The organism is Idiomarina loihiensis, from assembly GCF_024584785.1.
GTDB lineage: Bacteria > Pseudomonadota > Gammaproteobacteria > Enterobacterales > Alteromonadaceae > Pseudidiomarina > Pseudidiomarina fusca.
Genome location: NZ_CP074112.1, coordinates 1141616 through 1165244, shown reverse-complemented (window position 1 = coordinate 1165244; position 23629 = coordinate 1141616). Strand labels below are relative to the sequence as shown.

Annotated in this window: 21 protein-coding genes, 1 tRNA gene and 3 pseudogenes; 22 read left to right on the top strand and 3 right to left on the bottom strand. The window is 45.7% G+C overall.

Annotated features, from left to right (window positions below):
* Window positions 1-18: 18 nt before the first annotated feature.
* Genes KGF88_RS05520 through KGF88_RS05505 form a run of 4 tightly spaced genes read left to right on the top strand, consistent with a single transcriptional unit; the run spans window position 19 to window position 2998 of the window.
* Window positions 19-369 (top strand): copper resistance CopC family protein, encoded by a 351-nt coding sequence (locus tag KGF88_RS05520; RefSeq protein WP_011234483.1) that lies wholly within the window; start codon window positions 19-21, stop codon window positions 367-369.
* Window positions 366-1214, top strand: coding sequence for a copper resistance D family protein (locus KGF88_RS05515; RefSeq protein WP_228759565.1), 849 nt, complete (start codon window positions 366-368; stop codon window positions 1212-1214). The genes KGF88_RS05520 and KGF88_RS05515 overlap by 4 nt, the downstream gene beginning before the upstream one ends.
* A gap of 17 nt (window positions 1215-1231) precedes the next feature.
* Complete coding sequence (locus KGF88_RS05510) at window positions 1232-1666, top strand: YybH family protein (RefSeq protein ID WP_055437789.1); 435 nt, start codon at window positions 1232-1234, stop codon at window positions 1664-1666.
* A 21-nt stretch (window positions 1667-1687) separates the two neighbouring features.
* Window positions 1688-2998 carry an APC family permease gene (locus tag KGF88_RS05505; RefSeq protein ID WP_153827117.1) on the top strand — a complete coding sequence of 437 codons (1311 nt, stop codon included), beginning with the start codon at window positions 1688-1690 and terminating at the stop codon, window positions 2996-2998.
* Between the two features lie 26 nt (window positions 2999-3024).
* On the opposite strand, the gene KGF88_RS05500 is transcribed toward KGF88_RS05505, so the two are convergent.
* Window positions 3025-3771, bottom strand: coding sequence for a MauE/DoxX family redox-associated membrane protein (locus KGF88_RS05500; RefSeq protein ID WP_153827118.1), 747 nt, complete (start codon window positions 3769-3771; stop codon window positions 3025-3027).
* Between the two features lie 332 nt (window positions 3772-4103).
* On the opposite strand from KGF88_RS05500, the gene KGF88_RS05495 reads away from it, so the two are divergent.
* From KGF88_RS05495 to KGF88_RS05440, 12 genes and pseudogenes are all read left to right on the top strand, one after another.
* On the top strand, window positions 4104-4835 hold the full coding sequence (locus KGF88_RS05495; protein ID WP_153827119.1) for a hypothetical protein: 732 nt from the start codon (window positions 4104-4106) through the stop codon (window positions 4833-4835).
* Window positions 4836-4843: 8 nt separating this feature from the next.
* Entirely contained in the window at window positions 4844-6478 is a 1635-nt protein-coding gene (locus KGF88_RS05490; RefSeq protein WP_228759566.1) for a PepSY domain-containing protein, read from the top strand.
* A gap of 660 nt (window positions 6479-7138) precedes the next feature.
* On the top strand, window positions 7139-8428 hold the full coding sequence (locus KGF88_RS05485) for a TolC family protein (RefSeq protein WP_228759567.1): 1290 nt from the start codon (window positions 7139-7141) through the stop codon (window positions 8426-8428).
* Window position 8429: 1 nt separating this feature from the next.
* A complete protein-coding gene (locus KGF88_RS05480) occupies window positions 8430-9956 on the top strand; it encodes an efflux RND transporter periplasmic adaptor subunit (protein WP_153827121.1) in 1527 nt (508 codons plus the stop codon).
* Entirely contained in the window at window positions 9949-13074 is a 3126-nt protein-coding gene (locus KGF88_RS05475) for an efflux RND transporter permease subunit (RefSeq protein ID WP_153827122.1), read from the top strand. The genes KGF88_RS05480 and KGF88_RS05475 overlap by 8 nt, the downstream gene beginning before the upstream one ends.
* Before the next feature lie 99 nt (window positions 13075-13173).
* Window positions 13174-13542 carry a hypothetical protein gene (locus KGF88_RS05470; protein WP_092841983.1) on the top strand — a complete coding sequence of 123 codons (369 nt, stop codon included), beginning with the start codon at window positions 13174-13176 and terminating at the stop codon, window positions 13540-13542.
* Between the two features lie 96 nt (window positions 13543-13638).
* Window positions 13639-13977 (top strand): P-II family nitrogen regulator, encoded by a 339-nt coding sequence (locus tag KGF88_RS05465; protein WP_153827123.1) that lies wholly within the window; start codon window positions 13639-13641, stop codon window positions 13975-13977.
* A 57-nt stretch (window positions 13978-14034) separates the two neighbouring features.
* Entirely contained in the window at window positions 14035-14406 is a 372-nt protein-coding gene (locus KGF88_RS05460) for a cation transporter (protein ID WP_055437796.1), read from the top strand.
* 27 nt (window positions 14407-14433) lie between these two features.
* Window positions 14434-14892, top strand: coding sequence for a hypothetical protein (locus tag KGF88_RS05455; protein ID WP_011234470.1), 459 nt, complete (start codon window positions 14434-14436; stop codon window positions 14890-14892).
* 45 nt (window positions 14893-14937) lie between these two features.
* A pseudogene (locus KGF88_RS05450) lies at window positions 14938-15317 on the top strand (IS30 family transposase); the annotation flags it as partial.
* A 12-nt stretch (window positions 15318-15329) separates the two neighbouring features.
* Window positions 15330-16223 (top strand): annotated as a pseudogene (locus KGF88_RS05445) (IS3 family transposase); the annotation flags it as partial.
* A gap of 113 nt (window positions 16224-16336) precedes the next feature.
* Window positions 16337-18670 carry a heavy metal translocating P-type ATPase gene (locus tag KGF88_RS05440; RefSeq protein ID WP_110077063.1) on the top strand — a complete coding sequence of 778 codons (2334 nt, stop codon included), beginning with the start codon at window positions 16337-16339 and terminating at the stop codon, window positions 18668-18670.
* A gap of 214 nt (window positions 18671-18884) precedes the next feature.
* On the opposite strand, the gene KGF88_RS05435 is transcribed toward KGF88_RS05440, so the two are convergent.
* Window positions 18885-19580, bottom strand: coding sequence for an IS3 family transposase (locus tag KGF88_RS05435; RefSeq protein WP_257119972.1), 696 nt, complete (start codon window positions 19578-19580; stop codon window positions 18885-18887).
* Window positions 19581-19615: 35 nt separating this feature from the next.
* Between KGF88_RS05435 and KGF88_RS05430 the strand changes: the two are divergent.
* The 4 genes and pseudogenes from KGF88_RS05430 to KGF88_RS05420 form a co-directional block, all read left to right on the top strand.
* A pseudogene (locus KGF88_RS05430) lies at window positions 19616-20416 on the top strand (HAD-IC family P-type ATPase); the annotation flags it as partial.
* 37 nt (window positions 20417-20453) lie between these two features.
* The gene (locus KGF88_RS05425; RefSeq protein WP_153825491.1) at window positions 20454-20807 is read left to right on the top strand and encodes a cupredoxin domain-containing protein; all 354 of its coding nucleotides are present in this window, start codon (window positions 20454-20456) and stop codon (window positions 20805-20807) included.
* 18 nt (window positions 20808-20825) lie between these two features.
* Window positions 20826-21014, top strand: coding sequence for an IS3 family transposase (locus KGF88_RS13920; RefSeq protein ID WP_162014627.1), 189 nt, complete (start codon window positions 20826-20828; stop codon window positions 21012-21014).
* Complete coding sequence (locus KGF88_RS05420; RefSeq protein ID WP_153825492.1) at window positions 20977-21420, top strand: hypothetical protein; 444 nt, start codon at window positions 20977-20979, stop codon at window positions 21418-21420. The genes KGF88_RS13920 and KGF88_RS05420 overlap by 38 nt, the downstream gene beginning before the upstream one ends.
* A 249-nt stretch (window positions 21421-21669) precedes the next feature.
* Here the strand turns inward: KGF88_RS05420 and KGF88_RS05415 are convergent.
* Window positions 21670-21746: transfer RNA gene (locus tag KGF88_RS05415), tRNA-Val, on the bottom strand.
* 280 nt (window positions 21747-22026) lie between these two features.
* Here KGF88_RS05415 and KGF88_RS05410 point away from each other — a divergent pair.
* Together KGF88_RS05410 and KGF88_RS05405 are read left to right on the top strand one after the other, a co-directional pair.
* Window positions 22027-23088: an RHS repeat-associated core domain-containing protein gene (locus KGF88_RS05410; RefSeq protein WP_153825493.1), complete on the top strand. Its 1062-nt coding sequence runs from the start codon at window positions 22027-22029 to the stop codon at window positions 23086-23088.
* Window positions 23081-23593, top strand: a complete 513-nt coding sequence (locus KGF88_RS05405; protein ID WP_153825494.1) for a hypothetical protein — start codon at window positions 23081-23083, stop codon at window positions 23591-23593. Before KGF88_RS05410 ends, KGF88_RS05405 begins: the two co-directional genes overlap by 8 nt.
* Window positions 23594-23629 lie beyond the last annotated feature (36 nt).

The following is a 23629-nucleotide window of genomic DNA, read 5'->3' as shown; positions in this document are numbered from 1 at the left end:
AAACAAAGAGGAAACAACATGAAAAACATACTTAAGTTAGCCTTCGGTACCACGTTATTTTTTAGTGCATGGGCCAGCGCTCACGTCGGCCTAACATCCAGTAGCCCGGAGGACGGTGCGACTTTGTCCGAGTCACCAACGGAAATTACGATGAATTTTTCCGGTGATGTTCGTCTGGCTAAAATTATGCTGCACTCAGATGACGGTAAAATGCATCCGCTGGACTTTTCGATGAGCATGACTCCCAAAGCAGCGTACGAAATTGCTGTTAAAAACAATTTGGCGTCAGGTGGTTATACGGTTTATTGGACGGCAATGGGTGGGGACAGTCATAAAATATCGGGTGATTTTAGCTTTGAGGTGAAATGATGACCCTTTGGAGTGTGGCCAGCGTTTTAACGTTGGCCTTTATATTCTGGCTTAACGCGGTGATGACCGCCTCGCCTTATATCGTTTATTTGTCCGGTTTAAAAAAGCAGTCTGAACGAAAGAATAGCCTTGTTGCGTTGCTTCTATTACTGGCAAGCCTTCTGTATTTTTTTCTGAAAGTCGGTAGTTTTGCTGCTGAAGGCTTTGCCGGCATGATTGACAAGACTTACATGCAGTTTATATGGACCGGCCCTGTTGGGTTGTTCATCCAACTTCAGATAGCGATTGCTATTGCTTGGATTGTTTACTCCGTTGTTAAGCTAAAACGTATAAAGTGGGTGCTATATGTTGTCGCCATTGGACTCATGGGATGGAGCTTTTTAAGTATTGGTCACGGCAGTGACGCCGTCTGGTGGGGAAAGCTAGCGCTTTTAACACACTTGTTAGTCGCTTGGATTTGGTTCGGCAGTCTTAACTCATTGCGAAAGCTGGCAACGTCGGTACCGCTTGCTAAAGCGAAAGCCATTATGGAGCGTTTTGGTGTGCATATGTCTGCAGCGGTTCCAATACTCCTTATTGCGGGCTTGGTTATGTATCGTAGTGCAACAGGGCGATGGATGCCAGAGCTGCCGCTTACGTCGTATGACACGGTACTACTAGCGAAACTTGTGTTTGTGGCGCTGATTCTCCTTGTTGCCGCATTGCATAAATTAAAGTTCGTACCGCAATTAAATGATAACGCGGCCGCCAAGCGACTCAAAAACTCCATAACGGCGGAAATGGTATTGGCTGTCACTATTTTTACCCTGGCCTCAGCGCTAAGCAGCGCGTTTTCCCCCGGTTAATGTAAGGAATAAGAAGAATGAAATTACTTGTGAGTGTTTTTATGGTTTCGGTAATGTTTATTTCAGCGCCCAGTAGCGCCGAAAAACTATCTGAGCCGACCGCTGTGCTTGATGCATTTCGAACTGCTTTAACTGAAGGTGACACGGAGGTCGTTAAAGACGTGCTTTCCGATGATGTGCTTATCTTTGAAGGTGGTGGCGTTGAACGGTCCCTGGCTGAATACAGTGCTCATCATCTTAAGTCAGATATTAAGTTTAGCCAGGCGGTTCCTTCACAGTTGCTTGAAAGGACAGTACAAGAAGCCGATGGCCTTGCTGTGATCACTTCTCGGTATAGCGTTTCCGGGGAGTATAACGGGCGTGAGGTTGATTTAACGATGAATGAAACCGTAACCGTATCAAATACGACTGAGTCTGGCTGGAAAATTATCCGGATCCATTGGTCCAACTGAGTTCAATCACAGGAGCTGATTATGGCAGAACACGATCATGAACACGGACATCAGGATTATCAGAAAAGCAGCCTGAGCCTTTGGGGGGCGGTGTCGCTGGGGACTGGTGTGATGATTGGCGCTGGTATTTTTGCACTGACCGGACAAGTTGCTCAGCTGGCAAGAGAGTGGTTTGTCCTGGCGTTTGTGTGCGGCGGTATCATTGCCGGCTTTAGCGCGTACTCTTACGTTAAGTTGGCGAAAGCCTATCCGTCAGCGGGCGGTATTGCGATGTTCCTCAGTAAAGCTTATGGAAAAGGAAGTGTGACGGCGATATTCGCACTCTTGATGTACTTTTCTATGGTCATTAATGAAAGTTTAGTCGCTCGGACATTTGCGTCTTATACCAGCCAGTTAATTTCTTTTGAAGCGCAGTGGCTTATCCCTTTGTTGGCGGTGGGTTTGCTGGTCTTTGCGTTTTTTATCAATATTTTGAGTAATCAGTTTATTCAAACGTTCTCGTTTTTTATGGCCTTTGTTAAGACTTTAGGGTTGGTCATTTTAGCGGCTGGTGGTTTGTGGGCCTCAGGCATTCAGTTTGAATCGATATCGGCTATTCCAGAAGAAGCTACGGGTGGCGGTATTTTAGCGGGGATTGCTTTAAGCATACTTGCGTACAAAGGGTTTACAACAATAACCAATAGTGGCGGTGAAATTGTTGAGCCTAAGAGAAATGTCGGGCGTGCCATTATTATTTCGCTTATTATCTGCGCGTTAATATACGTTCTGGTCACTCTGGCGGTTGGCTCGAGCCTGTCCATAGATGAAATTGTGAAAGCGAAAGACTACGCGCTTGCTGAAGCAGCCAGACCCGTCTATGGCGAGACCGGACTATGGGTGACGGTCGCTTTTGCAATTGTAGCAACGGTATCAGGAGTGATTGCCAGCGCGTTTGCCGTTTCAAGAATGTTAGCCATGTTGACCAATATGAAGCTTGTTCCACACAGTCATTTTGGCATGCCAGGTTCCATTCAGAAGCATACGCTGGTTTACACCATTGTTATGGCTATGATCTTAGCGGCATTCTTCGATTTGAGTCGAATTGCGTCACTGGGCGCTATTTTTTATATCGTGATGGACATTGCGATCCACTGGGGCGTATTACGGCATCTAAGGCAAAAGGTGAATGCCAATATTTACATACTTGTCAGCGCAATCACGCTAGATGTCATCGTTTTAGCCGCTTTTATATGGGTGAAATGGACAAGCGATCCGCTGGTTATTTGGGCGTCTCTTATCGGTATGGCATTGATTGCCGCTGGTGAGATTTTGTTTTTACGTAAAAAGCGTTAAGAAAAAGAGCGCATAGCGCTCTTTTTCTAGTTCATTGTAAAAAACATCCAGACAGCCATAGCGACCATCATGAGGTTTTCAGTGAGTGAAATGAAGCCTAACGGCACATTACTGGAGCCACCGACACAGGCGCATTTTAGCTCGCGTTTGTCGACATAAACGGCTTTAAACACGGAGACAGAACCCACGATGCCTATGAATAACGCAATAGGGATGGAAATGACATGAGCAAATTCCGCTGCCATTAACAGACCCGCCAAGCCTTCGGCGTAGGGGTAAATACGGCCATAAGGCACCCATTTTTTGGCGAGAAGATCGTAATTGAGAAACATGGTAGAGAATTTCTCTACGTCCTGGAGTTTGAGCAAGGCCAGAACCACCATAGAGAAACTGATGAACCACTCGATGGTTTGTACGGTAAATGCGCGACCAAAAGACAGCCACGACGTGGCTACAGAGAGGAGCGTTGTCATAATAAATAATGCAATAACGGGTCGGTAACTGGTTGCGTCAGGGTCAGGAAGAGGTTTTCCTAGAAAGGCTCGAACCTCTTCGTACCCACCGATGCGTTCATCACCAATAAACACTTGTGGAGTGGTATCGACGTTGTGTTTTTCCTTGAATATGTTGGTTTCCTCGCGGCTTTCCAGTAGGTTGTCGTCCACATCGTAACCGTTGGCTTTAAGTAAGTGCCGGGTTTTTAAACCGAAAGGGCATTGGTGGTCAGGTGTCGACATTCTGTAAAGCGTGGCTTTTTTAGTTGATTGACTCATAGCCAAGTTCCTTACGTAAAAGTTATGTATTCGTGTACGCATTATAGTCGGCAAAAGATTAAAAGCATCAATAATCAAAAAAGGGTAAAAATTCATTAAAAATGAAAAATTATTTTTATTTTGAAAAAAGTGGACAACTTTTTTTATAACTTTTCTAGTCATCTTGAAGAGCTTATTTTAAAAGTTGGACGGACGCCAATACTGACACTATGACATATGACTTGTTAGGCCGTCAGTTATATCTGAAGGTACGTTACAGCTTTTAAAGACTAGACTGGCTGTCGCTTTTCCCTGGGAGCGCCAGCTTTGTTTTATTAAATTTGAGGTAGGGTATGACTCAAAAGAAACGCTCCAGTAGCTGGCGAGTTTGGCATCGTTGGCTATCTTTGATTTTTGGCCTGCAAATGGTTGTTTGGACAATCAGTGGCGCTTACATGGTATTCTTCGATTTGGATTATATTCATGGTGATCACTTAGTTCAGGATATAAGCCAGCCAATACCGAAAGGTGTTGAAATATCAAGCTTAAATGACCTGTTGAGCCGCTATCCAGAAACACGAAAAACGTCGTTAAAAAGCGTATGGCTGAATCAGAAGTTACAGCCGGTGTATAAAATAGAGAGGAACGAGGGAGCGTTTTTAGTTAATGCGGAGTCGCTGCAGCGTATTGATATAACCGAACAACACATTAAAGAGTTAGCGAATCAATATTACACGAAGGATCCCGACGCTATTGAATCGGTCGTTTACATGACTGATAACCCACCAACAGAAGTGAGTGGTGCTTTGTTACCGATTTGGCAGGTAAATTATGACGATTTCGGTAATACCAGTCTGTATTTATCTGAAACGACCGGGGAGCTTTTGGTAAAGCGACATACGTTTTGGCGGGGGTTTGATATCGCCTGGATGTTACACATAATGGACTACGACGAGCGTGTGGATATCGAGACCTGGTGGTTAAAGGGCTTTATTATCGGTACGTTTATTTTAATGATAACGGGCACTGTCCTGCTTTTTTATACGATTACGTTTAAAAGAAAATCGACTGGGGGTGCTCAATGATAAGGTTTATGCAATGGCTTCATCGTTGGGTGAGTTTGGTTTTAGTGATTCAAGTCGCTTTGTGGCTAGTGAGTGGGTTATTTTTTAGCTTAACCGGACATCACGAAATGTCAGGCCACCAATATATGGTCTCAAAAAACTCTGAACCCCCACTTAAAAAAATAGCGCCTCAAATCGATGTTACTGAAATGCATCAACGATTCCCCTTAGCTCACTCCATTGAACTGGTCAGTGTTGCCGGGGTAGGTCAGTATCAGGTGTCTCTGCCAGATGGACGTTTGCTTTACTTCAACGCAGATACCGGTGAACGGTGGTCTACGGACCAAGCTTTGGCGACTCAGCTAGCGCTGAATAGCTACAATGGACCGGGCCAGGTTGAAAGGGTTGAAAGAGTCAAGGGAAGCGATGAAGTGAATGGCTGGAATGCCTCAGGATTCCGCATTGATATCGAGGATGATCTTAATACCCGAATATATATCGATGAAGCGTCATCCCGGGTTGTGGAACATCGTAATACGCCATGGACAATCGCTGACTGGGCGTTTCGTCTGCACTTTATGGATTACACGGGCGGTCGAAGTTTTAATCATCTATTGATATGGAGTGCTGGATTATTCGCTCTTTGGTTTTCATTATCCGGTTTAATTCTCTTAGGCCGAAATATTACTGACGGTGACTTTAATCCAAAACGTAAGAAAACGTGGCTAGAATATTTTCAGCAGAAAGGGCAACCAATTGCGAGTAATTGTGGCGGAGGCGGTACCTGTGGGTTATGTAAAGTGACACTGCAAGGCAGCAATATACCCAGCCCGAAAGCAGCTGATAAAGCGTTATTGAGTGCCAACGAATTAGAAGCAGGAACGCGCCTATCTTGTCAACACAGAACGTCATCCAATTATGACGTTAAGCTGCATAATGTCGGAGTCGATGATATTGCTTTAACACTTGATTCAAAGCGGCAACTCACTCCATCCATTATGGAGCTTACTTTTGTAAGTTCAGACCCCGTTAGTTATGAAGCCGGGCAATTTATGCAGTTCCGTATTCCACATATAAACGAAATATTGTCACGGCACTACTCGGTTGCTACGCGGCCTCACCCGACTCGATTTGTGTTTAACATAAGGCAGCTGCCATCGCCAAGCGAAGGGGTACCGCCGGGGGTGGGATCAAATTACTTATGTAATTTAGAAGCTGGCGCTCGTGTCGATGCCGTTGGGCCATTTGGAGACTTCCAACTGGCAAAGCAAAACTCTCATACACAAGTCTTCATCGGGGGCGGCGCGGGTGTTGCACCGTTGAGAGCGTTAATACAAAGTGAATTAGCAGCAGGCTCTCCTCGTCGCTGTATCTTTTTTTACGGCGCACGATATGAAAAAGAGCTCTGTTATAGGGATGAGTTCGAAAGAGATGAGCGGTTATATTATATACCGGTACTTTCAGAGGTTGCTAAATCAGATGAGTGGGCCGGGCACACTGGCTTTGTGCACGAAATCGCAATGAAATGGTTGGCAGATGAAAACAAAAACACATTGGACGTTTACGTGTGTGGTCCTCCACCAATGCTGAAAGCAACGTTAAAGTCTCTTGCTGACTTTGGCGTTCCGCGAGAACAAGTAAGGTTCGATGACTTTGGTATTTAGAGCTTGAAAGCGCCTGAGTTAGCAATAAATCTGCGTGGTGATGTAGAAGTCGTATCACCACCTGGGTTGACTACCTCGTTATGGGTACTTCCTTTAATTGATTGATCTTTATCAGCCAAAAGAGATACAATGCAAGCATGTTTTTATAGTGAACCTTCGCATGTATCGTTTAATCATTGCCCTACTGCTATTAGCAGTAACAACAATGTCATTTTCACAAACTATCAGTACGGAAAAGGCATGTATGCACGATCCTACTGAGCAAGTTTGCGATCTTGCAGATTGCGAAGTGTCACATTCTCTTACCGATAACTGTTGCTCTGATTCAATGATGCGTCATTGTTACAGCCCGTCAATTACTGTCGTTTATTCTGAGCAATCCACCGTTCCTCCTGTTGAAAAGCTGCTTTTTAACGCTTCCTCATTCTTAGATACGAATATTAAAGAAAAGCACTCTCTTGCGCTATTTCGGCCCCCAATCTACTCTTAAAAAGTACTAAATTTCTCGCTCCTGGCGCGTTTATCGTCCAGGTAAAAGCACAGCTATAAGCTTTGGTTCGCTCATTGTTGTTACGACGCCGATCGTCGTCCTCGTTACGCTCTGATTCATAGCTTGGTCTGTGTTGAATCTAAAAATTCACAGTTTTTGAGAGTAACAATATGAAACTTTTAAGAAGAATGGCTTATTTAGGTGTTCTGACTGCAGTAGTGCCAAATGTTGTTAGTGCGCAAGAGCCACTTTTGAATTTACAAGAAGCAGTGAGTATCGCTGTACAAGAAGATCCTTGGTTAACGGCAAGTAAGCAAACCCAAGAGGCATTCGCGAGTGAAGCGATAGCCTCTTCCAGTTTGCCTGACCCTCAAATATCGCTCACGGCTGCCAGTTTCCCGGTTGACAGTTTTAGTTCAAGACAGGAAGGAATGACCCAGTTAGTCGTCGGTGTTTCACAAGCATTTCCCAGAGGAGACACTTTATCGTTGTCTCGTAAGCAGAAAAACCAATTAGCTCAAAAACAACCGTTTTTGAGAGCGGATCGTATTGCAAAGGTCCAAACAACGGTCACCAAGTTGTGGTTAGATGTTTTTTTCTCTCAGCAAAGTATTCGCTTGATTGAATCGGATAGAGCGCTTTTTGAACAGTTAGTGTCAACCGCTAAGGCGAGTTATACCAGTACCGAGGGAAAAGCACGGCAGCAAGATGTTATTAGAGCCCAACTTGAGCTTACACGCCTGGATGATAGGTTGACGTCACTGCGACAAAAAGAGGAGCAACTTCAAAGCGAATTGTCGGAATGGATAGGTGTTATAGCGAAATCAAGGTTACCGGATGACCTTCCGAGTCTTACGCTGAAGAAGACATTGCTATCACCTTCGACAATACCGAATCAAGCCTTGTACGAATTGATAAAAGAACACCCGGTTTTGCAAGCGACCGATCAAGACATTTTGGCGTCGGAGACGTCTGTCGAGCTCGCTCAGCAAGGTTATAAACCGCAATGGTCAGCCAATCTGAAATATGGCCATAGAAACGACGATCCAAGCGGCAATGACCGTGCCGACTTGCTGTCAGTCGGGGTTACGTTCGATGTCCCTTTATTTACTGATAACAAACAGGATAAGCAGGTACGCTCAGCAAAGTTTAAAACGGAAGCAAAAAAAACTGAGAAGTTATTGGTTGCCAGGCAGTTAATAGCCAATTTACGCAGTACGTTTTTACAACTGAACCGTTTGAATGAACGTGCTGCCCTATATCACGAAGAGCTACTTCCACAAATGTCCGCCCAGTCTGAAGCCGCATTGACTGCCTACAACAATGATGATGGCGACTTTGCCGAGGCGGTACGGTCACAGATTGCGGAAATCGACGCAAAAATTGATGCATTAGCAATCGCCATCAACCGCCAAAAATTGATTGCCGAAGCAAACTACTTATTACTTTCAGGAGTGTAAAATGAAAACAGTCACCAAATCTCTTATAAGTTTAGCTGTAGGCTTTGCAGTTGGCGCTGGCGCTATTGGCTATGTAATGCAATCGACTGAAGTGTCTGACCGTTCATCGGGCAATGCAGAAAAAGAGCCGTTATATTGGGTGGCTCCGATGGATCCCAATTATCGTCGAGACAAACCAGGAAAGTCTCCAATGGGGATGGACCTTATTCCTTACTATGGCGATGATGCAGAAGAGAGTTCACCTGGTACGGTGAGAATTGATCCCGACGTTATTAATAACCTTGGGGTTACAACTGCAACCGTCACGTCCTCGAGACTCAACCTAGATATCGAAACAGTTGGCTATGTTCAGTTTGATGAGGACCGAGTATTAACAGTAAGTCCCCGTGTTGAAGGCTGGATTGAGAAGCTTTTCGTAAAAGCGGTTGGTAACTCGGTTAAAGCCGGCGAGCCTTTATACAGTATTTACTCTCCTGAAATGGTTAATGCGCAAGAGGAGCTTGTATTGGCCTCGCAAAGAGGTAATCAGGTGCTAATTGATGCCGCTGAAGAACGCTTAAGAGCTCTGCAAGTCTCTGAATCTGAGATTAAGAAGTTAAAAGAAACTCGTAAAATTCAGAAAACAATCACGGTAAAAGCAAAGCAGTCCGGGGTATTGGATAGACTGACTGTGCGTGAAGGTGCGTTTGTAACGCCGAGTATGAATTTAATGACCATTGCTCAACTGGATAACATTTGGGTTATTGCAGAAGTCTTTGAGCGGCAATTGAACCAGGTTGAGGTAGGCAATGACGTTCAAATGAACCTTGAGTATGCTCCAGGTAAAGAGTGGCAAGGAAAGGTTGATTATGTCTATCCGTCACTTAACCCTAAAACTCGGACGGGACAAGTTCGAATTCACTTCGACAACCCAGATGGTTTTTTAAAACCGGGCATGTTTGCGAAACTTAACATTAAGGCTGGTTTAGGCGACAAAAACTTAATCATCCCTAAAGAAGCGCTTATCCGAATGGGTGGTTCGAACCGAGTTGTACTGGCACTGGGTGATGGGAAATTTAAATCAGTTAATGTTGACGTTGGGCGGTTAGGGAGCTCGCGAGTTGAAATTTTATCGGGTCTTATGGCAGGTGATGAGATCGTTACTTCAGCTCAGTTTTTGATTGATTCTGAGTCCAGTAAATCCTCTGACTTTAAGCGCATGCAACATGACACTGATGCTGATAACGAGAGCCATGGCAGTATGTCAAGTGACGCAGCAGCTCAAGCTGTCTGGGTTGAAGCAACCGTTAAAAATGTTATGCCTCAGCACTCGATGGTTACGCTGGAGCACGGTGAGATTTCTGAATGGGACTGGCCTGCAATGACGATGGACTTCGATGTTGCTTCGGATGTTGAACTTTCTCAGCTTAGCACGGGGTTATCCTTGCATGCGGAAATAACGCAAGTCGGGAAGCAACAGTACCAGCTCACATCGATTCATATTCCTGAGCAAAAACAAGTGACAGAGCAGGAGCATAACCATGATTAAGTCAGTCATTCGATGGTCAGTGAGTAACCGTTTTTTCGTTCTTCTGGCGACATTAATCCTCGTGGGTGTTGGTGCTTTTGCGGTTAAGAATACGCCCGTAGACGCACTGCCGGACTTGTCGGATGTCCAGGTGATCATTAAAACCAGCTATCCGGGTCAAGCGCCGCAGGTGGTAGAAGATCAAGTTACCTATCCATTAACAACCGCTATGCTGTCTGTCCCCGGCGCTAAAACCGTCCGTGGATATTCGTTTTTCGGCGACTCCTATGTGTATGTCATTTTTGGCGAAGATACAGACGCTTACTGGGCGCGTTCGCGAGTACTGGAATATTTGTCTCAGGTTGCTCCGAAACTGCCTTCTAATGCAAGACCGCAATTAGGCCCTGATGCAACAGGGGTTGGTTGGGTGTATTTGTATGCCTTGGTTGATCGCACGGGTAACCACAATTTGAGTGAGTTACGCAGTATGCAGGATTGGTTTTTAAAGTATGAACTGCAAACGGTCGAGGGGGTTTCGGAAGTTGCCGCCCTCGGCGGGATGGTAAAGCAGTACCAGGTGAAAGTGGATCCGGAGAAGCTGCGCGCATTCAATATTCCTCTTGCTCACATACAAAATGCTATCCAGCGAGGCAATCGGGAAGTGGGGGCGTCGGTGGTTGAAATGGCGGAAGCTGAGTATATGGTCCGGGCCTCAGGCTATATTGATAGTGTGTCAGACTTAGAGAGTATCCCGCTTGGCGTTGATGAAAATGGCACGCCATTATTGCTTAAAGACGTTGCTGATGTGGGTGTGGGCCCCCAAATGAGACGCGGTATCGCCGAACTCAACGGTGAGGGAGAAGCCGTGGGTGGTATTGTGGTAATGCGTTTCGGAGAAAATGCCCAAAAAACGATTGATGGCGTTAAACAAAAGTTGGAAGAATTAAAGTCTGGGCTACCAGAAGGTGTCGATATAGTCACTGTCTATGATCGTTCGGGGCTTATCTCGGATGCCGTGGAAAGTCTCTGGAAAAGTTTAATAGAAGAACTCGCTATTGTCGCGTTTATCTGTGTGATTTTTCTCTTCCATGTCCGCTCCTCGCTGGTTGCCGTTATCAGCTTGCCTTTGGGTATTTTAACCGCGTTTATTGTCATGTATTGGCAAGGAATTAACGCGAATATTATGTCACTTGGAGGGATCGCAATCGCTATTGGCGCTATGCTCGATGGTGCCATCGTCATGATTGAAAATATGCATAAGCATATGGAAAAAACGCCACTGACAGCAGAGAACCGCTGGCGGGTGGTTGCCGCCTCTGCTTCAGAGGTGGGCCCTGCTCTTTTCTTTAGCTTGCTCATTATTACCGTCAGCTTTATGCCGGTATTTACCTTAGAAGCCCAGGAAGGGCGGATGTTTTCTCCGCTTGCTTTCACGAAAACTTACGCAATGGCAGCCAGTGCAGCCTTAGCGATTACCGTTATCCCCGTGTTGATGGGATATTTTATCAGAGGAAAGGTAACACCTGAGGGGAAAAACCCGCTTAATCGGTTATTGATCGCCGGGTATAAACCGCTTTTAAAAGGCATTTTGAAATACCCCAAGACAGCAGTTGGCGGAGCGCTTGTTATCCTGGCCGTTGGTGTCTGGCCGATTGACAAAATTGGTAGTGAATTTATTCCAGATTTGGATGAGGGCGATTTGATGTATATGCCCACTACCTATCCCGGATTATCAATTGGTAAAGCAAGGGAGCTGTTGCAGCAAACCGACAAGCTCATAAAAACGGTACCGGAAGTGAAGACGGTTTTTGGCAAAATTGGTCGAGCGGATACCGCCACTGATCCGGCACCCCTAACGATGATTGAAACCTTTATTCAACTGAAACCGAAAGATCAGTGGAGAGACGGTATGACCACTGAGAAGTTGAAAAAAGAACTGGATGCGCTTGTAAAGTTTCCGGGGCTGACCAATGCGTGGGTTTACCCCATTAAAACTCGCATTGATATGTTATCGACAGGTATAAAAACGCCGGTAGGTATAAAAGTTGCCGGAGCTGATCTTAATGAAATTCAGAAGATCGGTCAGCAGCTTGAAACGATACTTGATGATGTCGATGGTACGGCTTCTGTTTATTCAGAGCGAGTGGCTGGTGGACGCTATGTCAAAGTCGACATAAAAAGAGAGCAGGCTGCACGTTATGGCTTGAACATTGAGGATGTTCAGCAGGTTGTTGCCACGGCTATTGGCGGAATGAATGTTTCAGAGACCATTGAAGGGCTTGAACGTTACCCAATAAACTTGCGCTACCCTCAAGATTACCGTGATTCGCCGGAAGAATTAAAGAAGCTACCTTTAGTTACGCCAAACGGGCAGCGTATTAGTTTGGCGGATGTGGCTGATGTCTACGTTGAACTTGGACCGCCGGCAATTAAAAGCGAAAACGCAAGACTTAATGGCTGGACTTTTGTCGACATTGAGGGAGTTGATGTCGGCACTTATGTTGAAAAAGCAATGAAGGTTGTAGAACAAGAACTCGAGTTGCCAGCAGGGTATTCAGTTACCTGGTCCGGGCAGTACGAATATATGGAAAGGGCAAAGGAAAAACTGACTTACGTGATTCCGTTAACGCTCGCGATTATTATCGTTCTTTTATATATGAACTTTCGAAACGCTACAGAAATAGCCATTATATTGGGAACTTTGCCTCTCGCATTGGTGGGGGCAATCTGGCTAATGTATCTTTTAGATTATAATTTCTCAGTTGCTGTAGCGGTTGGTTTTATAGCTCTAGCAGGTGTCACTGTAGAAATAGGAATACTAATGCTGACTTACCTAAACCAGTCCTATAATGAATATGAAAAAAGTCAGTTAGAGCATGGTAAGGCATTAACGAAAGAGGGTCTCTCTCTTGCCGTAATGGAAGGGGCAGGACTTCGTGTTCGCCCAGTCATGATGACGGCCGTTTCTACAATTGCTGGTTTATTGCCTATAATGTTTAGTACAGGGACTGGGGCTGAGGTGGTTAGTAGAATAGCGGCGCCAATGGTTGGAGGAATGATCAGCGCTGTTATCTTAACCTTGCTCGTATTACCTGCTGTTTACTATTTGTGGCGAAAGAAAGACGTTAAGGTTAGATGATACCTTACTCTGTAAATATCACCTGCGCATCTTTGATCTCGATCAATGATGTGCAGGGGGTAGTATGCTAATTTATAGCATGGCAATAGGAGCGCACATATGTTTCAAGCAAAATTTTTAGTTGTGCTTATGTTAGGAATAGTGATACAGCTATCCTTCCCAGCCGCTCCTCCTTATAACAATGCTTCCAATGTACAGCACGAAAAAAGTGTTAGCCATATGGATGTTAGCAACGAAAGCAAAGATAACTTTCATTGCGATGAAAGTGAGCAATCTATCATTGACGACTGTTATTGCTGCGTAGCTGATAAATGCTCTATGGATGAAGAGTGTAACTCTGCGAACTCACCTCTAGTATTTATTCAATTCGACACCTCGATAAACTCTCCTAGCAACTTGCCACATCCCTTGTCTTATAAAGGTGATGTGAAGCAAATACTCTTCGATATTTACTACCCTCCGAAATAGCACTACTAAATTACAACTCTAGATTTTCTCGAAATTTAAGTAACTAGACTAAACACAGTCCATAAGCTATATGTTTTAGGGCTTTTAGGGGGGTATATGAACCTATCTAAAATTACCGCTATTTTTGATCAACTTCGACAAGACTCAGTGGAAGAGGCTCTCATCGGCCGTGGCGTTAGCGGCTTTACGCTGTTTCCTGTGCGAGGACGGGGTTACTACTTCGATAGCTATAACGATGATCACTTAGTTGATCACGTACAGCTTGAAGTTTATGTGAACAGTGATGATGCGCGTGATGTTGCCCTCTTGGTAGTTGAAGCGGCCCATACTGGGGTATCTAACGAGGGATTAGTTTCTATCTCGCCAATCGATGAATTGTTCTGGGGTCACGATAAACGAGCAGCCACTAATAAAGAGCTTTCGTTACAAAGTTAACACCGAGCAAATGTTGCCTGAAACGTATTGGTAGTTTTAATTAACAGGACAGTATTGATGTCAAATAACGATCATAGAGCCGGAGTGCGGGAAATTAACTTAGTCAATCGCACATTAAAGCTAAACACTGAGAGTGTGAAAAAAGTTCGCGAAGCGATTAACGAAATCGATCGCTTGGTTGGTCTCGATAGCGTTGCCTATGACTCTGAGCGTAACTTGTTATTGGTAGCTTATGATGCCTCTAAAGTGGATCTCAATGTTATAGAGGAAAAGCTCAGGAAGTTTGGTGTTGAAATAAATAGTGGGTGGTGGACTCATCTGAAAGAAGAGTACTACAAGTTTATTGACCAAAATATTAAAGATAATTCGGAACATACACCGTGGAGTTGTCACAGAAGTCCGCCAGTTAACAAAAGCAAACGAAAGTAACGATTAATTATAGGTAAGGAGTAAAAAATGCAAATAGAAACAATCAAAGATGTGCTGAGTTGGACCGTTGATTTCCACAAAAACCTGAAGGAGTGTGTTACTCACTGCTCTAAACAAAACCAAGATGAACGAGCTCGGATGATTCTAAACTACGTGTCGGGTCATGAGGCTAGCTTAGAGCGAATGGTCGAAGGTTTTTTGAGTACAGCAAACCGAAATGCATTAGACACTTGGTGTTATGACTATATTGGGAAACATCCCATCGTTGAGCATGGACACTGTGATTCGCCTTTTAAAGAGTTAGATACTGATCACATTATGGAGAACATTGTAAACCATCATGAGCAAGTCATTGAGTTGTATGAACACCTATATTCCCGTGTCGATATAGACAGCGCAAAAGAGCTGTTAGAAACAGTAAAAAACGTTGAAGAAAATGAAATTAAACGAATGGTGCAAACTGCGAACCGATTTTCGGATATGTAGTTAGTGACGGTTTTATCGTTGGTACTTTACGGGAAATAGCTTGTAACTATCCTATTGAAATTAGCTGGCAAAGACGCGGAGTCGGTTTACCGGGCGCTGTTAAAAATATTTAAGCAGTGCCGGGAGAATACCGGAAATCGCTCACCTGGGATCGCGGTATGGAACTGGCTAAGCATGCTGATCTAACAAAAGAAATTGGTATACCCGTTTACTTTTGCGACCCCCAATCACCATGGCAACGAGGCACAAACGAAAATACTAATAGTTTGGTTCGGCAATACTTCCCAAGAAAAACTGATTTATCTGTTCATTCACAGGAAGTTCTTAACAACGTAGCGACCCAATTAAACGAGAGACCGAGAAAAACATTGAGCTTTATGACACCGTCACACATGATTGATAAGGGTGTTGCGTTGATGACTTGAATCTACATCAGCCTTCTTCGCGAAAGAAATAAAGTAAAGTTTGAATTCATCAAGGTCGAATCTGGCAACTACCCAATCAGGGCTCTGTGTCGGGTTATGAAGGTCAGCAAGTCGGCTTACTATGACTGGTGCAAGCGCCCGGGCAAGCTGATTGGCGCTCAAGAGCTGCAGCTTCGCCGCCGGATCAAGGAACTGTTCAAAGCGAGCAGATCCAGCTTGGGCAGCCGGAAAATGATGAAGGCACTTCGCGCGGAAGGCTTTGAAATTGGCCGATACCGGGTTCGCCGGCTTATGGATCAAATGGGCTTGAAGGTGACGCAGCGCGTGGCTTACAAAGTAACCACCAAGCGCAAACACAGCGACAGCGTAGCGGGCAATTTGCTGAATCAGAATTTCAACCCAGTGGGCCCGAATCAGATCTGGGCGGGCGATGTGACCTACTGCCGCACCGGCGAAGGCTGGATGTATCTGGCGGTTGTGATGGACCTGTATTCGCGGCGCATCGTGGGCTGGGCAATTGATAAAACGATGACCACCAGTTTGGTGCTGCGGGCTCTGATTACGGCTTACAACCTGCGCAGGCCGAGCAAGGGGCTGGTGTTCCATAGCGACCGCGGGTCGCAGTACACCAGCAAGCGGTACCGGAAGCAGCTTCAGCGTTTTGGTATGCGAGCGAGTATGGGCGACGTTGGCGCCTGCTGGGACAACGCAGTTGTTGAACGATTTTTTGGCAGCCTGAAACATGATTGGCTCTTTAAAGTGTCACAACCGACACGTGAACATATGAAAAGGGATGTGGCCGCTTACATCCGTTACTACCACCTGGAGCGACTACATTCGGCCAACGGCGGCAGGTCGCCAGTTAACCATGAATTATTGTTTAAAAATGTGTCCGGATTTAGTTGACCAGTACATCCAATGGGTTAAAGTGGTGCTGAAAAGAAGTAAATGTATGCAGTCATGAGGCTATACGCACGCGTATACGGAATTTGGCACATACCTCGAGAGGATTAGTTGTTATGAGGCAGAATCAATCAGAACATCCACACCACGTGGATCCGTCGCACACAGATGCGCCGCTCTCAGATCCCGTGTGCGGCATGCGAGTTACAGAGAATTCATCCCATCACATGGAGCATGAGGGTAAGTCTTTCTATTTTTGCAGCACCAAGTGTTTGGGTAGATTCCGTGATGACCCGGAAAAGTACCTCGATCCCACCAAGTCGGAGGAACATACAACGCCGCATGAGCCCGGCACGACGTACACTTGCCCTATGCATCCGGAGATCCTGCAAGATCACCCGGGAACCTGTCCAAAGTGTGGCATGGCTCTTGAGCCATTGATGCCCAGTCTGGATGATGATAACAATCCAGAGTTGAAAGATTTTTCACGCAGGTTCTGGTGGACGCTGCCGTTTACTGTCATCGTGACAATACTTGCTATGTTCGGCCCGCAGCTTGGCTGGTTCAGCATGAGCGTGCAAACATGGATCGAACTCGTTCTCTCAATACCGGTAGTGTTGTGGGCAGGGCAGCCATTTTTTGTACGGGGCTGGCAATCAGTAGTGAACCGCAGCCCGAACATGTGGACGCTGATAGGCCTTGGTACTGGAGCTGCGTTTATCTATAGCACTATCGCGACGATAGCACCGGGCATATTCCCTGAAACTTTCATGTCGATGGGCCGCGTTTCAGTCTATTTTGAAGCAGCAGTTGTCATTATTTCGCTGACATTGTTGGGTCAGATGCTTGAGTTGAGGGCACGCTCGAAAACATCAGCTGCCATCAAGTCCTTGCTCGGTCTGGCGCCTAAGACAGCACGGCGGATCAACAAGGATGGCACTGAGGAAGATGTGCCTTTGAATCACGTACATGAAGGTGATCGCTTGCGCGTTCGCCCTGGTGAAAAAGTCCCGGTTGACGGCACGGTAGAGGAAGGTAATAGCTCATTGGATGAGTCGATGTTGACCGGAGAGCCACTCCCCGTAAGCAAGCGGCCCGGAGACAAGGTGATTGGCGCGACGATGAATACTTCAGGCGCTCTTGTGATTCGGGCAGAGAAAGTGGGTTCTGCCACAGTGCTCTCTCAGATTGTGCAGCTCGTAGCGCAGGCGCAGCGTTCGCGCGCTCCCATGCAGCGCATGGCTGACTTGGTTGCCGGTTACTTCGTTATGGCTGTAGTGGTCATCGCCATAACAACTCTGTTCGTTTGGGGATTCTTCGGTCCGCAACCGAGCTGGGTGTACGGTTTGATAAATGCTGTTGCGGTGCTGATTATCGCTTGCCCGTGTGCGTTGGGGCTGGCCACACCCATGTCCATCATGGTGGCAACCGGCAAAGCCGCTACGCAAGGCGTGCTGTTTCGCGATGCCGCCGCGATTGAGAACTTCCGCAAAGTCGATACTCTGATTGTTGATAAAACCGGCACATTGACTGAAGGACGTCCGGCTTTTGAACAAGCAATTCCGGCAGGTGACATAACTGCCGATGAAGTACTACGTCTTGCAGCGAGCCTCGATCAAGGCAGTGAACATCCACTTGCCGACGCTATTGTGAACGCGGCGCGCGAGCGCGGCCTCACACTCAGTGCAGTCGACGATTTTGAATCAGGTAGCGGCATCGGCGTTCGTGGCCAAGTCGATAGTAAGTCGCTGGTCCTGGGCAATACAGCTCTGATGCAGCAAGACGGGATTGATGTTACCCACCTGACAAACATCGCCGACTCATTGCGCGAAAAAGGTGCGAGTGTCATGTATCTCGCCTCGGATGGCCAACTTGCAGGCCTGTTGGCTGTCTCCGACCCGATCAAACAGAGCACGCTGGAAGCAGTGCGAGATCTCCAGCAAGCGGGGATTCGTATCATCATGGCAACCGGCGATGGTATTACAACGGCTAACGCTGTTGCCAAGGAATTGGGAATCGACGAAGTGCACGGCGAAGTCAAACCTGCTGACAAGCTTGACCTCGTCACACAGCTTCAAGCTGAAGGTTGTATTGTAGCTATGGCTGGGGACGGGATTAACGATGCCCCGGCTCTCGCAAAGGCTAACGTAGGTATCGCCATGGGGACGGGTACAGACGTTGCCATGAACAGCGCTCAGGTAACCCTGGTCAAAGGCGACTTGCGTGGAATCTCCACCGCACGGCACCTTTCCGATAGTACCGTCGCTAATATGAAGCAAAATCTGGGTTTCGCGTTTATCTACAATGCGCTTGGCGTCCCGATCGCAGCCGGTGTGTTGTATCCCCTCACGGGTATTCTGCTCTCACCCATGTTCGCCGCACTCGCAATGAGTCTCAGCTCGGCATCGGTGGTTTTCAACGCTCTCCGGCTTCGTGGCTCACGCGATTGAATGGGGCGATAACCCACGGAATGATGCTCTGATAACACAAGCTGCTGAAGAACAGATGTTTCAGCAGCTTGTGCCCCCTCATCCACCATCCGTTGATTAACGAGGCATTAATCGATGCTGTTTCACCAGCGTATAGAATACCGGGATGACAATGAGTGTGAGGATAGTAAAGCTGTAAATACCCTATTTCTAACACAGTCATCTCGTAGAGTATTTATGCCGCATTTCGGTACTCAAATGGCGTCATGTCATTGAGTGAATCGTGCGGTCGTTCGTTGTTGTATAGCTCAATCCAATCTTCGGTTATTTGCTTCACTTCGTTCAGGTTGTTGAAGATGTAGCAATCGAGTACATCATCACGATAAGTTCGGTTAAATCGTTCAATGTAGGCGTTTTGATATGGGCAACCAGGTTTAATGTAATCAATCATAATGTCATGTGCTTTTGCCCAATTTACAAACACTTCCGAGGTGAATTCGCTGCCATTATCAACCCGAATTTTCTCAGGGTAACCATGCCACTCAGCAAGTTGGTCAAGATAGCGTATGACGCGCAACGACGGCATGCTGGTCGCAATATCGATACCTAAAACTTCGCGATTAAAGTCATCAATGACATTAAATGTGCGAAACCTGACTTTGTTGTGCAAGCTGTCACTCATAAAGTCCATTGACCAGGACTTACCCAATGCATTCGGTGCAGCCAATGGCTCTGGGTTGCGGTTGGGTAATCGCTTTTTGCCTTTGCGTCGCAGGTTCAGTTTTAGCTCAGTATAAACGCGATAAACACGCTTGTGGTTCCATCGATGGCCTAGCTTTCGAAGGCGTTTAAAGCACTTCGGGAACCCCCACCGATGGTGCTTGTCGATTAAAGCATTCAAGGCATCAATGATTTCGTCATCATCGTTCAATTTTGGCTCGTAATAGTAAGCGGTACGGCTAATCAGCTCGGGAAAGAGGAATTGAAACAACTAAAGTCTCAAACTTCAATGCGATTGCTGGCCATGGCGTGGAGGCTAAAGTAGACGGGAAGTCCCTCCTTTTTGGTAATGAAAAACTTTGACGTGAACGTCAAATTGAGCTCGGTAACTTTATTGAAAAAGCCCAAGAATTAGCAGCTGAAGCTAAGACACCAATGTACTTTGCTGTTAATAATGAATTGGCTGCAATAATTGCAGTTGCTGACCCAATAAAAGACGACTCTGTCGATGCCATTAAGCGTTTGCAGGATAACGGTGTGCGAGTCGTAATGCTTACTGGTGATAATCGCGCGACTGCACAAGCGGTTGCTGAAAAAGTAGGAATTAAAGAGTTTTTTGCCGAAGTTCTGCCGGAAGAAAAATCAAAAAAGGTTCAGGAGCTGCAGATGGAAGGCGAAATTGTTGGTATGACGGGAGACGGTATTAATGATGCGCCAGCGCTAGCTATTGCCAATGTAGGCTTCGCTATTGGCACAGGGACGGACGTTGCTATTGAAAGTGCCGATATTACATTGATGCGTGGGTCGTTACATGGGCTTGCCGATGCGATCGCGGTGAGCAAGGCCACGCTGCGCAATATTAAGCAAAACTTATTTGGTGCTTTTATTTACAACGTAGGGGGTATTCCTTTTGCCGCAGGCGTTCTGTACCCGTTTTTGGGAATGCTATTGAGCCCGGTTATTGCTGGTGCAGCAATGGCTTTTTCTTCTCTTACGGTAGTGAGTAACGCTAACCGGTTACGCTTTTTCAAAGCCAAGAAACATTAACGCACCTTCTAACACTGACGCATTCAGGAGAATAAACATGTTATTCATTAATATTGCTGGTATCACTTTGATCGCGCTGATCGTCTGGTGGTTTTGGCTTTACAAGCCCCAGCAGCTGAAGCTGGGAGAAGGTGATTTGGTGATTGCCGTCGAAAACGGTATCTACTCGCCTTCGAGAATAAAAATACCTGAAGGTAAACCGGTTGAACTTAAGTTCCTGCGGAAGGATCAATCGCCTTGTTCTGTAACTTTGCTCATTCCCAAGCTAGAAATAAGTGAAACGTTGCCTTCTAACAAATTAAAGCAAATTCAAATACCAGCGCTGGAACCCGGAGAGTACGACTTTCATTGCCAGATGCAAATGTATCGGGGAAAGCTAGTTGTCGGTTAAATGGCTTAAAATGGGGGGATTACACAACAACTCGCGCAAAAAATTAAGCAGTTTTGGATAGAGAGCGGTGGTTTTCATGGCTACCGCAATATCTATATGGACTTTCGTGATGCCAACCAATATTGCGGCCGAGATCGGATCTTACGCTTAATGCAAAAAGAAGGCATCCGTGCACAGCGGGGTTATAACACGCCCAACAGAGGATGAATTAGACGAAATTACGGATGAGGAACAAGCGCTAATTATTGCGGACCAAATCCGTGAATTTAACGAAAGATCAAGCATCGGCATTGCTCAATCCATTGCTAGTCAAATGGCGGCATTGAATGATTTTGAATCATTTAAAAATAGCGTGACTGCTCAAAGTCAATGGGGTGGTGATGTGTATCGGGCATTGCAAGGTCAACTAGCATTCCTAAAAGAACATAGCGCCATAAAAGACATTATGAAAGCTCAAAGTCTATGGAATGGAGAGGCGCAGCGCGCGGCAGCAGCGTTAGAAATGGCTATACGAGATAATCCTGAAGCGCAAAAAAGTGCTGGGAAGTTGCAAGCGAAAGCTCGAAAAATCTCTAAAAAGCCACCTGATGCAGAATCAGATTCGGAAGAATGAATTAGTTGTCGAATAAACAATGCGAATTAACTTATTAGCTGCATAATTATTCATCCTTAGTTGGCAATTGTCACCAGTACATTTAAAGAATCAAAGACAGTCGCTTTTAAGGTATGAAATCAAACATGGTCACCGTTTGGTCACCATTTGGTCACAAGCCCCAATATGGTCACAAATACGCACAAAGCATCAAGCCAACCATCACGGCTGCAAGTCAATAAAATCAAGGGATTTGGAACTTTAAGAAGATGGTGCGTCCGAGTAGACTCGAACTACCGACCCCTACCATGTCAAGGTAGTGCTCTAACCAACTGAGCTACGGACGCACGTTTTGAGGCGTTCACGATTGTGAACGGGGGCTATATTAGTCATTCTGCCACGACGGTGCAAGTGGTTTCTGCCCTGTCGTTGCTCGATCGCGTAAGTTTCGACCTATTCTAGAAACCTAGCGGTATTCCGAAGCTGAACAAGCTAACCAACTAAGCTGTCCATACCACCATAAATGCTAGCGCAGCTGCTGACCGAGGAGGTGCTGAGCGATTAAGCGTACCACGTAGCTTAGTTTGAACAAACCAGCTAGACTACGACGCCTTTGGTAAACCGCGAATGCTAGATGGCTCTTTGATGGAGCCTGGGGCACGGCCGCGCCTTAAAAACTTTACTGACTATGCAGGTATCAGTAATATCGGTATCACTCGCCGCGGCTTTACCGATCACCTGCATTTGGATGATGTTGAGCTCATTCATATGAATGGTCGGGTGTACGACTATAACCTAGGTCGCTTCTTAAGCGTCGACCCGGTGATTCAAAGCCCGGGCAACAGCCAATCCTTAAACCCGTATTCCTACCTGATGAACAACCCACTGGCGGGAACCGACCCCACGGGCTATAGTGGCTGTGGGGTATCACAAATGGCGGATTCGATGTGTCCTCATATGACAGCGCTTGAAAACGCCACCACGGACATCTCATCGAAGCCGCGGCAAAACGACAGTGCGAGCAATACCGTAGGTAATGGTGCACAACCAAGTGAACTGACGGATTTAGTTCAACAGATGCAAGTTGCTGATATTGGCAGTCAAAATCAAGCGCCAGCACTGGGATACGTACTTTCTGACAGTCAGAATGACAAATCTCCAACGGATATATCCAATGATGTTTATACTAATATAAATTTTAAAGGAAAAATAAAAACAACAGTCGATGTGAAAAATAAAGCTTACACATTACAAATTAAGCTCTCAGTTGGAACAAATGATATTGAGCATGAGCTTTTGTCAGATTACATTGCCGGTATTAACGAACACTTCAATATTGAAGGTACTCACTCAAATGGGTATAAAATACTTCTAAAAACAGACGTATCTTTTAGCAAAGAGAATCCTGACTTCTACATAAACGAGTGCCCCGGATGGTGCAGCACTGCAAATTCTTTTAGAAATGCTGGTCGCGCTTCTCTCGGATCGACTTTAATAGAGCTGCGCGCACCGGCCGCAGATAGAAATACAGCTGCACATGAGTTTGGCCATATGTTAGGTCTTCTTCATCAGCATAACGATACGAAAAGTCTATTAAGTTATGCTCATGTCGAAGGGCATGAAAGAAAGCTCACAGATAACGACTTGCAAAGATTGTTTCAGCAATACAGGAAAGACGGCTATGAATAAGTATCTTCTTTTTTTATTTTTCATGCCATTTCATTTGGCAGCTTCATATGATGAAGGTATTGAGCATTTTAAATTTTCTGGAACAGGCTCTCATGAAAAAAGTCTGGTTGTTGATGGCCCATCTTTTAGCCATAAAGGACTTTGCATGAAGGATAGAGTTATATTAACGTTATATAATAATAGAGTTACATCATCAAAGCCTATTCAATTGTTTCAAGCCCAAATTGCTGGCAGCGAATGTGCTGAGTTAGATAGAGAACAAGCAGTTCTGTATCTTGGCAAGTTAGGTGATATTAATTTCGAAATTTACAATACTAAACTTTCAAAGTTGAAAAGCTGGTGTGACAATAGCGATCGAGATTTTTGTAGTGATTATAAAGTCAAGGAGTTTCACCTCGGTCTCGACGGACAAGTAAGAATTGTAGTTTTTGGAACAGGAGGGAGATCATACTCCGTTGAATTCTCTCCCGGTAAAGATGTTTTTGTTGGGCGATTATTCGACTGAATTTATGTTTAGTTGTATTTCCAGCTTGACTCGGAG